Source organism: Embleya sp. NPDC001921 (genome assembly GCF_053594475.1).
Window position 1 is genome coordinate 1 of sequence record NZ_JBSFEO010000083.1, and the last position, 13,697, is coordinate 13,697.

At 72.5% G+C, this 13,697-nt stretch carries 12 protein-coding genes; 6 read left to right on the plus strand and 6 right to left on the minus strand.

The features are described from left to right. Positions 1 to 291: 291 nt before the first annotated feature. The gene (locus tag ACWCPW_RS48840; protein WP_449768115.1) at positions 292 to 1,749 is read right to left on the minus strand and encodes a cytochrome P450; all 1,458 of its coding nucleotides are present in this window, start codon (positions 1,747 to 1,749) and stop codon (positions 292 to 294) included. A gap of 64 nt (positions 1,750 to 1,813) precedes the next feature. On the opposite strand from ACWCPW_RS48840, the gene ACWCPW_RS48845 reads away from it, so the two are divergent. Together ACWCPW_RS48845 and ACWCPW_RS48850 are read left to right on the plus strand one after the other, a co-directional pair. Next, entirely contained in the window at positions 1,814 to 2,422 is a 609-nt protein-coding gene (locus tag ACWCPW_RS48845; RefSeq protein ID WP_449768116.1) for a TetR/AcrR family transcriptional regulator, read from the plus strand. 880 nt (positions 2,423 to 3,302) lie between these two features. Beyond that, positions 3,303 to 4,535: a sensor histidine kinase gene (locus tag ACWCPW_RS48850; protein WP_449768117.1), complete on the plus strand. Its 1,233-nt coding sequence runs from the start codon at positions 3,303 to 3,305 to the stop codon at positions 4,533 to 4,535. A gap of 40 nt (positions 4,536 to 4,575) precedes the next feature. On the opposite strand, the gene ACWCPW_RS48855 is transcribed toward ACWCPW_RS48850, so the two are convergent. Further along, positions 4,576 to 6,012 (minus strand): sensor histidine kinase, encoded by a 1,437-nt coding sequence (locus ACWCPW_RS48855; RefSeq protein ID WP_449768118.1) that lies wholly within the window; start codon positions 6,010 to 6,012, stop codon positions 4,576 to 4,578. Continuing rightward, the gene (locus ACWCPW_RS48860) at positions 6,006 to 6,737 is read right to left on the minus strand and encodes a response regulator transcription factor (protein WP_449768119.1); all 732 of its coding nucleotides are present in this window, start codon (positions 6,735 to 6,737) and stop codon (positions 6,006 to 6,008) included. The genes ACWCPW_RS48855 and ACWCPW_RS48860 overlap by 7 nt, the downstream gene beginning before the upstream one ends. Before the next feature lie 347 nt (positions 6,738 to 7,084). On the opposite strand from ACWCPW_RS48860, the gene ACWCPW_RS48865 reads away from it, so the two are divergent. Continuing rightward, the gene (locus tag ACWCPW_RS48865) at positions 7,085 to 7,516 is read left to right on the plus strand and encodes a hypothetical protein (protein ID WP_449768120.1); all 432 of its coding nucleotides are present in this window, start codon (positions 7,085 to 7,087) and stop codon (positions 7,514 to 7,516) included. Positions 7,517 to 7,674: 158 nt separating this feature from the next. Continuing rightward, positions 7,675 to 8,652, plus strand: a complete 978-nt coding sequence (locus ACWCPW_RS48870) for a S1C family serine protease (protein ID WP_449768121.1) — start codon at positions 7,675 to 7,677, stop codon at positions 8,650 to 8,652. A 195-nt stretch (positions 8,653 to 8,847) separates the two neighbouring features. Here ACWCPW_RS48870 and ACWCPW_RS48875 read toward each other — a convergent pair whose 3' ends face one another. Beyond that, positions 8,848 to 9,327 carry a hypothetical protein gene (locus ACWCPW_RS48875; RefSeq protein ID WP_449768122.1) on the minus strand — a complete coding sequence of 160 codons (480 nt, stop codon included), beginning with the start codon at positions 9,325 to 9,327 and terminating at the stop codon, positions 8,848 to 8,850. A 226-nt stretch (positions 9,328 to 9,553) separates the two neighbouring features. On the opposite strand from ACWCPW_RS48875, the gene ACWCPW_RS48880 reads away from it, so the two are divergent. Both ACWCPW_RS48880 and ACWCPW_RS48885 read left to right on the plus strand, forming a co-directional pair. Then, the gene (locus ACWCPW_RS48880) at positions 9,554 to 9,874 is read left to right on the plus strand and encodes a hypothetical protein (protein WP_449768123.1); all 321 of its coding nucleotides are present in this window, start codon (positions 9,554 to 9,556) and stop codon (positions 9,872 to 9,874) included. Between the two features lie 293 nt (positions 9,875 to 10,167). After that, positions 10,168 to 11,415, plus strand: a complete 1,248-nt coding sequence (locus ACWCPW_RS48885; RefSeq protein WP_449768124.1) for a malic enzyme-like protein — start codon at positions 10,168 to 10,170, stop codon at positions 11,413 to 11,415. Positions 11,416 to 11,509: 94 nt separating this feature from the next. Here the strand turns inward: ACWCPW_RS48885 and ACWCPW_RS48890 are convergent, their stop codons facing one another. Together ACWCPW_RS48890 and ACWCPW_RS48895 are read right to left on the minus strand one after the other, a co-directional pair. Then, positions 11,510 to 12,205, minus strand: a complete 696-nt coding sequence (locus ACWCPW_RS48890) for an alpha/beta hydrolase (protein WP_449768125.1) — start codon at positions 12,203 to 12,205, stop codon at positions 11,510 to 11,512. A gap of 154 nt (positions 12,206 to 12,359) precedes the next feature. Continuing rightward, positions 12,360 to 13,628 (minus strand): serine hydrolase domain-containing protein, encoded by a 1,269-nt coding sequence (locus ACWCPW_RS48895; RefSeq protein WP_449768126.1) that lies wholly within the window; start codon positions 13,626 to 13,628, stop codon positions 12,360 to 12,362. Between the last annotated feature and the right edge of the window lie 69 nt (positions 13,629 to 13,697).

A 13,697-nucleotide genomic window follows, 5' to 3' on the forward strand; every position in this document is an offset into this window, starting at 1 on the left:
CAAGAAGCAGGCCGGCGACGCCAAGGAAGACCTCCAGGTCGTCGACGTCGCACAACTGCTCCTCCAGTCCGTCAAACTGCCCGAACCACCGGCGGTCCGGGCGGAGTCCGAGGACGCGGCGGCGCCGGCGCCGGAACCGGTGAAGTGACGCCAAAACCGGTGCGGGAGCACCGGAACCGGTGAAGTAGCCCGCGGCACAAGGCTTCACCCGATTCCGCGCCGTACTCGATGCCGCGTCGTACCCGATACCGCGCCGTAGCCCCTGTTCCCGGTCGACGCCGGGGACGGGGGCTACTGCTTCCTCAAGAGCCGTTCGAGCGCGGCCCGGACGACCGCGGGGGCGGCGGCGACCTCGCGGGGCACGGTGACGGCGCGTCGGGCCGGTAGGACCTCGGGAGGGGCGGCGCTGTCGCGGGGTCGGGCCACCACGACGGTGCGCTTGGCCGGAATCAGCGTGACGTGCCGCGCCCGCGGCCGTTCCGGGGCCGGATCGGGTGCGGTCAACTCCAGGCGGGTCAGCACCTCGCGGATGATCACCGTCATCTCCAGGACCGCGAGTTGCGCGCCGACGCAGTACCGACGACCGCCGCCGAAGGGCATCCAGGCCCGTTGTACCCGGGCCGCGTCGGGGCCGAGGAAGCGCTCGGGGCGGAACTCGGATGGCTCCGGGAAGACTTCGGGGTCATGGTGGATGAGAGTGATCACCGGTGACGCGAACGAGCCCGCGGGAACCCGGAATCGGCCCAGTTGGAGCGGTTCGTCCAGTAGACGCGGGGCCTCGTACACCACTGGGCGCGAGCGCAGCGCCTCCTTGACCACCGCGTCGAGGTAGGTGTTGTGGCGGCCGTCGTCGATCTCCTCGCGGAGTTCGGCCAGGACGGCGGGGGTGCGCAGGAGGCGCTCGAAGGCCCACGCCAGGGCGGTCGCGGTGGTCTCGTGGCCGGCTTCGAGCATGGTGATCAGCTCGTCGCGCAGTTCCTGGTCGCTCATCGGCCGGCCCTGCTCGTCGCGAGCCTGCAACAGCCGGGACAACACGTCGGTGGCGCCGGGGTCGGGGTCGGCACGGCGATGCGCGATCTCGTCGAACAACATCGCGTCCACCGCGTCGCGGGCGCGCTGGAATCGGGTGGTGGGCAGGAAACCGAGCCGGGTCGCCGGCGGGCTCTGGGTCCAGGCCCGAACCCGCGGCGGCAACATCAGCATGACCGGCGAGCCGCCGACCTCGATCAGTTCGGGGATGGCGGTGCGCAGCCGGACCAGGCGATCGTTGTCGCGGATCCCGAAGACCAGCCGCAGGATCACCTCCAGGGTGATCTCCTGCATGCGGTCGCGCAGCGCGAACGGCCGGTGTCGCGGCCACTCGGCGATGTGCGCGGCGGCTATTCGGGCGATCTCGTCGCCGTAGCCGGCGATGGCTCTGCCGTGCAGGGGTGGGCTCAGCAGTCTGCGGTGGCGCCACCAGGGGTCGCCGTCCAGTGTGAGCAGCGAGTTCCGGCCGACCATGCCCTCCAGGAATTGCCGGCGCACCTCGCCGGCCCGGCCGCCGCCGGCGTCGACGGCGTAGACCTGCTGGGCCAGTTCGGCCGTGGTGACGTAGGTCTGCGGCGGGAAGCCGAGGAACCGGGCCTGGAAGACCGGCCCATGGCGGCGCCGGGCCGCCCTGAGCGAGCGGCCGGGGGCGGCGAGGTAGAGCGCGGTCTGGATCCAGCTCGGCAGCCGGGAACCGGGCGGCGGGGTGGCAGACGTCATCGACTCGCTCCTGATCCGAGAGAAGTCTGAACATTCGTGCTGCACGCTTGTCTAACATGGTGGGATGCCCAAGTCGCCCCTGTCCAGGAGTCATCGGGAGCGAGTCCTCGCCGGGGCCGTGCGCTGTCTGCGGGAGAAGGGCTACGCGCACACCACCGCACGCGACATCGCGCAGGCCTCCGGGACCAGCCTCGGTTCGATCGGCTACCACTTCGGCGGCGTGGACGCGGTGCTGGAGGAGGCGGTCGGGCAGTGCTTCGAGGTGTGGACCCGCCGGGTGCGGGACGCGGTGTCGGCCGCCGTCGCCGATGGTCCTCGTGCGCAACTGGCCGCCGCGCTGGTGGCGTTGATCGACTCGTTCGAGGAACTGCGCCCGATGGTGGTCGCGTGTGTCGAGTCCTTCGCGCCGGCCATGCGCTCGGCGGCGCTGCGCGAACGCCTGGCCGCGGGATACGCCGACGCCCGTCGGGCCGGACAGGCCATGACCGACCGGGCGTTCGCGGAGTCGGGCGTCGAGCCGCCGGTGGGCGCCGAGGCGATTCCGGCACTGCTCATCGCGATCTGCGACGGCCTGATGCTCCAGTGGCTGGTCGACCCGGAGCACACCCCCGACGCGCACGGGATCCTCGACGCCCTTACCGTCCTCGCGCCGGTCCTGGCTCCGCCGCGCTGACCCGCGAGCCACGGCCGTGACCGGAGACGGGCGCGGCGCGGCGACGACGTGCCGGGCGCTTCGGCTTCCGTGTCGGCGAACGAGGTGCCGGGCGCTTCCGCTTCCGCTTCCGCTTTCCCGAACGACGCGGCGGTACGGCGGTATTCGGCCAACCCGGGGCGCGGCCGACGCCGGCGCCCCCCGGCCCGGGCGCACGCCCGCAGGGGCCGTACGATCCGGCCGCGCCCGACCCGGATCCCGGAGCCGGGGCGGCGGCGCGAGTCGGGCAACCGACGGTTTGTGCCGGTTGGCGCGGGCGGCGAGGCCGGCTGGTTTGCCGCCTGTTCCCGGCCGTGATCGGGGCCCTAAAGTCGTGTTCACGGGTGGTGACGAGGTGATCACGCAAACGTGATCGACTTCGTCGCGGCCCTGGGGGGCGACCGTGATTCCCGTGTCACGCCGGGAGTCGATGGTCGGATGGGGGAGGAGCGCTCGACGATCCGTCCGGAGACGTTGCGAGCGACACTCGACGGGTGGGAACTCGCCGAGGTCGCGGGCAAGGTGTCGGGAGGTGGCTCGCAACGCGTCCGAGGCGAACCAGCCGGGGTGGCCGGCCGTCTCGGCGTCGTTCGGTCGGTATCGACGGCGCACCCGCGTGGTGTCCGGGTACGGCGGCACGCTCGCCGTACCCGGAACCGCCTGCGCGGCCGAACACCTGTCGAGCAGGCATACCTCGACGTCGCCGGCTCGTGATCGGTGGTGCCGTGTCGTCAGCCTTCGGCCGGATCTCCGAGGGGCACGGGAGGGAGGCGCGGCCCGCCGGGGTGAGACCTGGGGACGATGGGCCCGCTCGGCGCACCGGATGACGCCCGCACCGGACCCGCGCCCGTAGCGTCCCGGTGTGCAGAGAATCTACGCCTGGCTGCGCGGACACCCGTTGTTCGTGGACGCGATGATCGTGCTTCCGGTGTTGTTGCTGAGCGCCGCTCAGGTCCACGACGACGATGCCACGCCGGCCGGCCGGGTCCGGTACGGGCTGTGGGTTCTCGTCGTGCTCCACGGCCTGGGTGCGACGCTGCGCCGAGTGCGGCCCCGGACCGCGTTCGGGCTGGTGATGCTGGGCAGCGCGGGCCAACTCGTGGTGAGCTCGGAGATCATGATGACGAGCATCGCGGTGCCGATGGCGCTGTACACGGCGGCGAAGATCGGCTCGCCACGCCGGGTGCGGCTCGCCCTGGTCTGCGTGTTCGCGGTGCCCGGGCTCTACTTCGCGCGCTGGGGCACGAGGGTGAACCTGGACGTGCGCGAAGGCGTGTTCGTGTACTCCTTCATCGCGATCACGCTCGGCATCGCCTGGGTGCTCGGCGACTCGATGCGGACCCGCCGCGCCTATTACGCCGAACTCGAAGAGCGGGCGACCCGGCTGGAGTTCGAGCGCGACCAGCAGGCGCTGATCGCCGCCGCGGCCGAACGCTCGCGGATCGCCCGGGAGTTGCACGACGTGGTGGCGCACAACGTGTCGGTGATCGTGGTGCAGGCGGACGGTGCGAGCCGGGCCATCGCCACCTCCCCGGACAAGGCCCGCGAGGCCCTGGACACGATCGCGAAGACCGGACGCGAGGCGCTGGTGGAGATGCGCCGACTGCTGGGGGTGCTGCGCGCGCAGAACGAGACCGAGGGCCTGGTTCCGCAGCCGAGCCTGCGCCACCTGGACGATCTCGTCGACCAGGTCGGTCGCGCGGGCCTGTCCGTGCGGGTGGTCGTGGAGGGCGATCCGATCGATCCGTCTCGGACCGTCGCACTCACCGCGTACCGGATCATCCAGGAGGCGTTGACCAACACCCGCAAGCACGCCGGTCCGACGGCCGGCGCCGAGGTTCTGGTCGGGTACCGCAAGGGCGCGCTGGAGGTGCGCGTCCGCGACGACGGACGGGGTGCGCAGGCGCCGGGCGACGGGATGGGCCACGGCCTGATCGGCATGCGCGAGCGTGTCGCGATGCTCGGCGGCCGACTCGACATCGGCCCGGACCCCGACGGCGGCTGGGCGGTGCACGCGATACTGCCCTACGGATCCACCCGCGGCGTGCCCGTGCCGGCCACTCCATCGACGGTCGGGAAGACGACCGGCCCGTGAGCGATGCCGACGTCGGTCCGGTCGCGCGGACGGACGTCGGTCATACCGACGGGGGAGGCGAACGGGTGTCGCCGAGGGCGGGGAGGCGGACCCTGACCACGGTGCCCCGATCGGCTGCGGGCCCGATGTGGATGCTGCCGCGGTGCATGTCCACGATCGCCGCCACGATGGACAGGCCCAGGCCGCTGCCGCCCTGGGCGCGGCTGCGGCTCCTGTCCGCGCGGTGGAAGCGGTCGAAGACGTGCGGGAGATCGGCGGTCGGTATCCCCGGGCCGCCGTCGCGCACGGTCAGCTCCACGTGATCGCCCTCACGGCGCAGTTCGACCGCGGCCGGGGCATCCGGCGGGGTGTGCATGCGGATGTTGCCGAGCAGGTTGGCCACCAACTGCCGCAGGCGGTCCTCGTCGCCCAGGACCAGTACCTCCGCCGTCGACGCGGTGGCGGCATGGGTCAACGGCCGGGCCGGTTCGACCGCGGCGGCGTCGCGGCAGGAGTCGGCCACGACCCGGGCCAGGTCCACGGGTTCGAGATCGGTGTCCTGTTCCTCGTCCAGGCGGGCGAGCAGCAACAGGGCCTCCACGAGGCCGTTCATGCGCCGCACCTCGGCCCGCATCCGGGACACCGCGTCGTCGACCGAGGCCCGGTCCGGAAGCGCTCCGCGCTGGTACAACTCGGTGTATCCGCCGATCGACTGCAGCGGGGTGCGCAGTTCGTGGGAGGCGTCGGCGACGAAGCGGCGCAGGCGTTCCTCGGAGGTGTCCCGGGCGGTGAACGCGGCCTGGATCTGGTCGAGCATACGATCGATGGCGGTGGCCAGTCGGCCGACCTCGGTGCGCGGGCCGATCAGCGGATTGCGCACGCGTCGCCCGTAGTCGCCCGCCGCGATCGAGTCGGCGACCTGGGCGGCCCGTTCCAGCGGCCGTAGTTCGCGCCGGACGAACAGCGCGCCGAGCAGACCCAGGGTCGGCAGGGCGATCCCGACGGTGATCAGCACCACGTACAGCGCGTGGTCGGCGGCCCGTTCGGCGTCGTTCGTGCTCAGCGCGACCAGAGCGGTGCGCCCGTCGGTCAGGTCCTGGACGCGAACCCGGAACTTCTCGCCGGAACCGGGCTCGGCCGAGGGCGCGGTGACCGTGCTGCCGGTGGGCGGCAGGATGCCGGTCAGCCTCGGCCCCGGGCCCTGCGGCGGGCGGCGGCCGGGGGCGGCGAGGGCCACGCGCAGGCCACCCGGGTACTTCAGCCAGATGCCCGGATCCAGGCCCAGCCGCTGGTTGTTGCGTTCACGCTGGTCCAGGGCGCGCAACGCGGCCACGGTGGTGTCGAGTTGGTCGTCGAGGCGGTCGAAGAGCGAGTCCCGCAGCACGCCCACGGTCACCGCCGCGCAGGTGTTGAGCACCACGGTGCACACCAGGACGAGCACGATCACCAGACGCCGGCGCAGCGGTTGCCGGCGCATCCTGGGCCGCAGGCTCAGCACGGCGGTGTGCGCAGGCAGTACCCGACCCCGCGCCGGGTGTGGATCAGCGGGGTGCCCTGGCCGTCGTCGATCTTGCGGCGCAGGTAGCTGATGTACGTGGCCACCACGGTGTCGTCGCCGTTGAAGTCGTAGGACCACACGTGCTCCAGCAGGCGGGCCCGGGTCAACACGTGGTCGGGGTGCAGCATCAGGTAGCGCAGCAGCCGGAATTCGGTCGGTGAGAGGTCGACGGGGCGTCCGGCGCGGCGCACCTGGTGGGCTGCGGCGTCGAGTTCGAGGTCCGCGACACGCAGTACGTCGCCGCCGGGTGCCGCGCGCCGGGTGCGGCGCAGCACCGCCTCCACGCGCGCGGTGACCTCGTCCAGGCCGAACGGCTTGGTGATGTAGTCGTCGCCACCCGCGGTCAGGCCGCGGACCACGTCCTTGCGGGTGTCGCGCGCGGTGAGGAAGACCACCGCGACCTGGAGTTCGTCCGAGCGCAGTCGGCGCAGCACCTCGAAGCCGTCGCCGTCGGGGAGCATGACGTCGAGCAGGATCAACTCGGGCAGGAAGTCCCGGGCGACGGTGAGCGCCTGGAGGCCGGTGGCGGCGGTGCGCACGTCGTAGCCGACGAAGCGCAGGAACCGGGCGACGGTGTCCACGATCGCCGGTTCGTCGTCGACGACCAGCAGGCGGCCCCGGTCGTGGGTCGCGGGTGGGTCGGCCTGCGGATCCGGGATGCTCATCGGTGCCTTCCTCGCGACGCGTTCCGCCTGGCACGGCGGGTGGGTTGGGGTCGGTGGGCGTGATCGGCGCGAACACTACGGTGCGCCGCGCCCCCGTCGGCACCGCACCCGGGTCCGGGACCTCCCCGGCCACCCGCGCGGCGGCCCGCAGCTCTCCAGCCTGGCCCACGAACCGAGGTTCGTTCTATGGGAGTTGCGTGTGAATGGCCCCGCCCGCGGGCCGGATCGCGGTGGTTGGGCCAAGTCGGCTCCTAGCGTGGCGAAGGCCGATCCGCCCGCTTCCAACAGCGCACCGTCCGGGAGTTCGGGTGTGGGCCCGCCACGTCATGGGAGCGAGTGCACGCGTGATGAACGAGACCGAATTCCCCCTCCAGGGGCCCGGCTTCCACATCCGCCTGGCGGAGCTGGTCGAGGTCGTCCCGGACAACGACTGGCAGTGGAGCGTGCTGGAATGCATCGGCATCGGGACCATGCCGTGGGAGATGAAATCCGGCCGGGTCAACGAACGCGTGCTCGCCTCGAAGGTCGGATTCCTGATGTCCTGGCGCGAGTTGAAGGAATTCGCGGACGGCCTCGAATGGGTCGAGGAGTTGCTCGTCGTGGCCGCCGAATCCCGGGACCTGCTGATCCCGGAGCAACTGAGCGTGGACGACTTCTCCGGCTGCCTGATGATGCTGGAGGCGTTCGACAACACCACGTGGACCGTGGCCGGCCGCTCCCACCTGTTCGACGACATCGACGTGGTCGACCTGTTGCGGGCGCGGTACGGCGGGAGCTGACCCGAGGCGGCCCGCGGTGGCGTCGGATCCGGCCCCCGGCACCGGGCCGGATCCGTGAACGGTTCTGTGCCGACTCTGAGCCTGCTCTCAGTCTTTCTTCATGCGAGCGTCCGACAGTCGTGAGCATGACGACAGAAGAGGCAAGGACTCCCGAACCCATGTCGATTCGTTCCGCCCCGGTTCCTGCGGGGGACGAGCACACGGTGCCGACGATGCCGCCGCTGCCCCGGGTACCGCCGCCCGAAGCCGGCCGGCACCGGCCGTCCGGTCGGCGGGTCCGCCGGGCCTCGGTCGCGCTGGTGGCCGCCGCGGTGGCGGCCGGACTGCTCGGGGGTCTCGCGGGGGCGACCGCGGTGCGCGGCTTCGACGGGTCCGACGGCAAGTCACCGGTGTCCGTCGGCGCGCCGGCGCGGACCGCGGCGGACACCGACGCGGCGGCGCCGGTGTCCGCGGTGGCCGCCGCGGTCCAGCCGAGTGTGGTGGAACTGCGGGTGACCACGCGTCGCGGCTCGGTCACCGGCTCGGGCCTGGTCCTGGACACCGACGGTCGGATCCTGACCAACAACCACGTCCTGGCCGGGGCGAACGCGGGAACCGTCACGGTCGCGTTCGCCGACGGCCGGACCGCGCCCGCCGGCGTGGTGGCCGCCGACAGCGCGCACGACCTCGCGGTGGTGCGGGTCACCGGCGTCTCCGGTCTCACCCCGGCGACCCTCGGCGACTCGGCCTCCGCCCGGGTCGGGGACGAGGTGGTCGCCTTCGGCTCACCCCTGGGCCTGACCGGGACGGTCACCTCCGGAGTGATCAGCGCACTCGACCGTCGGGTCACCGTGTCGGGGGACACCGCCGTCGGCTCGTCCGACGACGGGGGCGGTTCGAGTACCTCGGCCATCGCGACCGGCGCCGCGAACACGCTGACCTATCCGGCGATCCAGACCGACGTCGCGATCAACTCGGGCAGCTCCGGCGGACCGCTGGTCGACCTCTCCGGCCGGGTCATCGGGATCGACTCGGCCATCTACAGCGCCACGTCCGGCAGCGGCACCGGCACCGAGGCGGGCAGCGTCGGCATCGGCTTCGCGATCCCGATCGACACGGTCAAGGCCTTCCTGAACACGCTTCCCCGGGACAAGTAGCCGACCTCACGCCGCGACCGGCGTCGGCGGCGGCGAACGCGGCGGCGTGCGGAGCCGGGTACGCGCACGGCGATGGTGCGACGCCGCCCGAGTGTTATCCGCGTGCCTTCGAATAGGTCTAGGCCAATCGACAGATTGGTCCAGGCCGACAAGTGGATGCCGAGGTGGCCGTAGAGCGGACGCGCGCCCGGTGGGTCACGTGCCTCGGCGCGTCGCGTCCGACTGTCGGGTTTCGTCCCGCCCGGGCTCCGGTGGGGTGGGCGGGAGCGCGGACAGGGCCCGCTCGATGGCGGCCACGCGTTCGAAGGCGCGATGGATCTCGCCGGCCTCCCTGCGATACGTCGCGAGCGCCTGCGGGACGACGTGTACGGGGACCCGGTCCTTGAGCGCTCGGCGCAGGTCCGAGTAGCCCTGACGGAGCTCGGCCAACTCGGCCCGGAGGTGATGTCGGGCCAGCCGCACCAGCAACTGTGGATGTCGGCGCAGCACCTCGTGGTTGCGATAGCCGGGTGGGCAGAGCTCGTACAGCGCCTCCGCCGTGCGGGGATCCAAACCGTTCGTCTCGGGCTCGGCCGAGGGGCCGCCGCCGTGGCGGACCCTTTGGCCCCTTTGGAGCACGACGTCGAACCGGCCGGGCGGCTCCCAGGACGGCATGGCATCGGCATTGTCGTTCATATGTTCGAATCATCGCATCTCGACAGGGTCCGACAACCCGAAGCGGGCCCGAGGCGACACCGTCGCGTGCCCCGGATGGGTGACAAGGCCGTGTCGGGGCGGTCCGCGGGGAGTCGCGCTCCGATACTGAAGAGGTTTCTCGCCGGTCGCCGTGTACGGCACGCATCCTCCGTGCGGCGGAGCGTGCACACCCGATCGGCGACACGCCTCTCGGCAAGGACGCGACATGACCTTCCTGGCCCGCATCACCGCCGCCGCCGGGCTGCTGGTGAGCAGCGTCGCCGTACTCGGCCCCGGCGCGGCCTACGCCGCTCCCGGTGCGATCCCGATCGTCTGCGCCGGCACGGTGACCGACGGGCCGGACGTCGTGGTGGCCTACGCGTGCGACCGGGCCCGGGGCGCGGGCGACGACACGGTCGACACGCCCTCCGCGACCTATCACTGCGCGGGTTCGGTGAACTTCTTCGTCGACCCCTTCCGCGAACTCCGAGCGCAAGGCGTCGACCCGGGCCACACCTTCCTCGGCGGTCGCTGTACGAGGACCTGACCCACCAGGGACCCCCGACCCATGGCGCGCCGACCCGGGACCCGGCCTGTGAGCATTCCCCGCGGCCCCTTGCCACCCACCCGGCGACCTGCCCGAGGAAGGCCGCACTACCCTGGGCCTCGGCACGCGACTTGCCAACGTATGCACCTGCTCGATCCGCGGGGAGGTCGGAGAGGAATCCGCGCCATGGACGACCGGCGGGAAACATCCGACACCACCGGGCACACGCCGCCCCGAACGGCTCCCGTGCCGACCGGCCCACGATTTCGGGCGTTGCCGTGGTGAATCGTGACATGCCCGGACCCAGGCAGCCCGCCACCAACCCGGCCTTCAGCGTGCGCATCCACGTGCCGCCCGGTGCCGCCGCCGTGGTCGCGGGCGTACTCGCCGAAGCCCCCGGCACGGTGACGAGTCGGATCGACGAACCGGACGCCATGGGCACCTGTCGGATCACCCTGGACGCCGACGGTCCGCGAACGCTGGCCTGGCTCACCCGGACCCTGGCCCGACGCCTGGGCGCGGACCTGCTGCTCACCCAGGATCCCGTCTTCGTCGCCGCCTCCACCGGCAAACTGACGCTGCGCGTGTGCGCGGCCACCACCACCGGCCACGACATCGCCCTGCTCGACGCCGACGCGGACCGCCGGGTCGTCTCGCACCTGGCGGCACACCCCGAACACACCGACGACTACACCGGGCGTCGTCACCGCGTCGCGCTGATCAGCGATGCCAGCGCCGTCCTGGACTTCGCCGCGCTGCCCGCCGACGCCGCGCTGCCGGCCCTCGAATCCCAGGCGGTACACCTGCGCCGGGCCACCGGGCTGGACGTCTTCCCGCTGCCCATCGCGACGCCGCACGTCGAGGACATCGCGCAGGCGGTACGGCTGCTCGCCCCCGGCTTCGCGGCGGCCGTACTCGTGCACACCCGCCCGGAACATGTGCTCACCACCCGCGCGATCCTGGGCCCCACCCCGCCGGTGCTCCTGCTGGACACCCTCAACGACGGCCTCGCCGTCGCGATCGCCGCCGCGACGATCAACGCCCTGGCCAACCGCGGCGTGCAGCCGCTGGGCGGGCGCGTGGTCCTGGTGGATCCGGCCCGGGGCGGAGATCTGGCCGGGCTGCTGATCGCCTCCGGGATCGCCGACCTGACCCTGTTCGATCCCTTCGGCCCGGGCGGCGGGACGCTGCGCACGGTCGCCGCCGAGGCCGATCTGATCGTCGACCTCACCGGGCTGGCCACACCGCCGGAGGAGGTCCCGATCCTGCGCGCCCGACCCGAGGCGCCACCGCGCTTCGCGGCGGCCACCACCGGCCCCCGTCCCCTGCACGCGCTGCCCGGGCTGCTCACCGCGGCCACCACGACCCGGCGGCCGATCACCGCGCGCGCACGGGTGGCCGCCGTGCACGCGCTGATCGAGGGCACGCCGCCGGACGCGCTCCTGCCGGCACCGGATCAGCCCGGCCTCACCGCCGCCGTCGCGGCCGCGGCGACCCACGCGCTCGACCCCGACAACGGCATCGGCATGGACCGGGCCTGATCCACCGGGATCCCCCGGACGGGCCCGGGCCGGCCGGCCCGCTCGGGACGCCGCGCGGGTCGACCGGCCCCGGCGTCCCGGGGGCGCGGCGCGGTCAGCCGCCGAGGTCGCCCGCCGCCGTCTCGATCAGGTCCGTGACCGGGATCGGTTGGGAGGCCAACGACGCGTGCCCGGCCGCGAGTTCGATCAGCTTGCGCGGCCCCATGCGCTCGGCCATGCGCCGCTCGTTGTCGGGGTTGATCATCCGGTCCTCGGTCGAGATCTGGTACCAGGTGGGCTTGGTCCGCCAGGCCGGCGCGGTCACGGTGTCGCCGAAGGTCGAGGCCAGGGGAGCCTTCTGGGTGACGGCCATGACCAGGGCCTCTTCGGCGGACAGGTCCTGGCAGAAGCTCTCGCGGAATTTCTCCTGCCGGATCCACAGGTAGCCGTCGGAGTCCGGGGCGATGTTCGCGAACGCGGCCGGCGGGATCTCCTGGCTGAGCTGCCCGGGGCTCTCGCCCGCGTCGGGCGCGAACGCGGCGATGTAGACCAGCCCGGTGACATTGGGCAGATCGCCCATCTCGGTGATCACCGCGCCGCCATAGGAGTGGCCCACCAGCAGCACGGGGCCGTCCACCCGCCGCACCATCTTGCGCGTGCGCTCGGCGTCGTCCGCCGGCGAGGTCAGCGGGTTCTCCACCGCGAACAACGCATCGAAGCCGCGCCTGCGCAGTTCGACGACGACCTTCGACCAGTGGGCGGCTCCGCCCCAGAACCCGTGCACCAGAACAACAGTCGGCTTGTCAGCCATGACGAAGCACCATTTCGCTCAGTGAGTGATCGGACGTCGCCGCCCAGCACAAACCAAGCCAGGCGTGACCGCCTCGCTACCGTATGTACTCGTGTCGACGTCGACCCCGGATCGCCGCTACGCCGGGCCGCCTGCGGGAGATCGAAGACACGCCCTACCCGGCGCCGGCGACGAGGCGGCGGGCCATGCCGACGATGGGGAGCACCGTGTCCTGGTCGTAGTTGCTGAGGGCGACGATCACCCATTCGCCGTCCGGGAACATCTCGATGCCGGTCGACTCGCCGGGAGCGCCGCCGCCGTGGCCGAAGGTCCACCGGTCGGCGAGCACCGCGCCGACCGGTCCGTAGCACTGGAACATGGCCTGCGGGCGGGGGTTGCCTCCGCCGGGAGGCGGGTCGGCCGGGCCGGTGGGGGTCGGGCGCGTGGGCGACGGATCCTTCGGCGGTGGGCCGGAAGTGGGCGGACCCAAGGGGAGCTTGCCGCCGAGGAGGGTTCGGGTGAACGGCGGGGCGAGCAGTTTGTCGCGAAGCAGGGCTCGGGCGAAGCGGTCCATGTCCGAGGTGGTGGAGAACGCGTCCCCGGCCGGCGTGCCGATGAACACCCGTCCCGCGACGTCGTCGACGCGCTCTCCCGAGGGCTGCTTGACGTACGGGTGGGCGATGCCGGGGTCCCGGCGCCAACGGGGCGCGGTGACGAAGTCGGTGTCGGCCATGCCCGCCGGGCGGAAGACGCGTTCGCGGGCGTAGTCGAACCAGGACCGGCCGGAGACGCGGGCCACGATGGTTCCGAGCAGGTGATATCCGGAGTTGCTGTAGCGGCTCGCGGCGCCGGGCGGGAAGGACGGCGGCATCCTGCGGATGAAGTCGAGCGTGCCGTCCATGACTTGGTCGGCCGTGGTCCAGCCGGCCGCGGCCTCCTCGAATCCCGGCTCCTGCTGGTGGTTGCCCAGGCCCGAGGTGTGCGTGAGCAGGTGATGCAGCGTCACGTGGTCGGCGATCTCCGAGGGCAGGCCGTCGAGGTAGGTGCCCACGGTCGACGCGTAGGAGAGTCGGCCCCGTTGCACGAGTTGGGCGACCGCGACGGCGGTGAACAGCTTGGTCACCGACGCGAGCGCGAAGAGGGTGTCCGGCCCGTTGCGGATCGCGCGGACCCGGTCGGCCATGCCGTAGGCCCGGGAGAGCACGGTCCGGCCGCGACGGGTGATCAGCAGGGTGCCGGAGAACTCGTCCCTGGCCGCCAAGTCCGCGACGAACCTGTCGAGTTCGCCCCCGGGCCCGAGCCCTTCGGGGATCGGGGCCGGGGATCGGGTGTCCCGGTCGGTCCGGGTGTCGCCGCGCGCGGTGCCCTCGGCGCCGCGCGCGGTTCCGGCGGCGAGTGGGGCCGCGCCCGGTACGCCGAGCATCCTTCGTCGAGTGGAGGTCATGATGGTTCGATCTCGCCTTTCGTCGCGCTGAGGCGGTGCGGATGGTGGCCTGGGTGGGAGGCGGGAGGC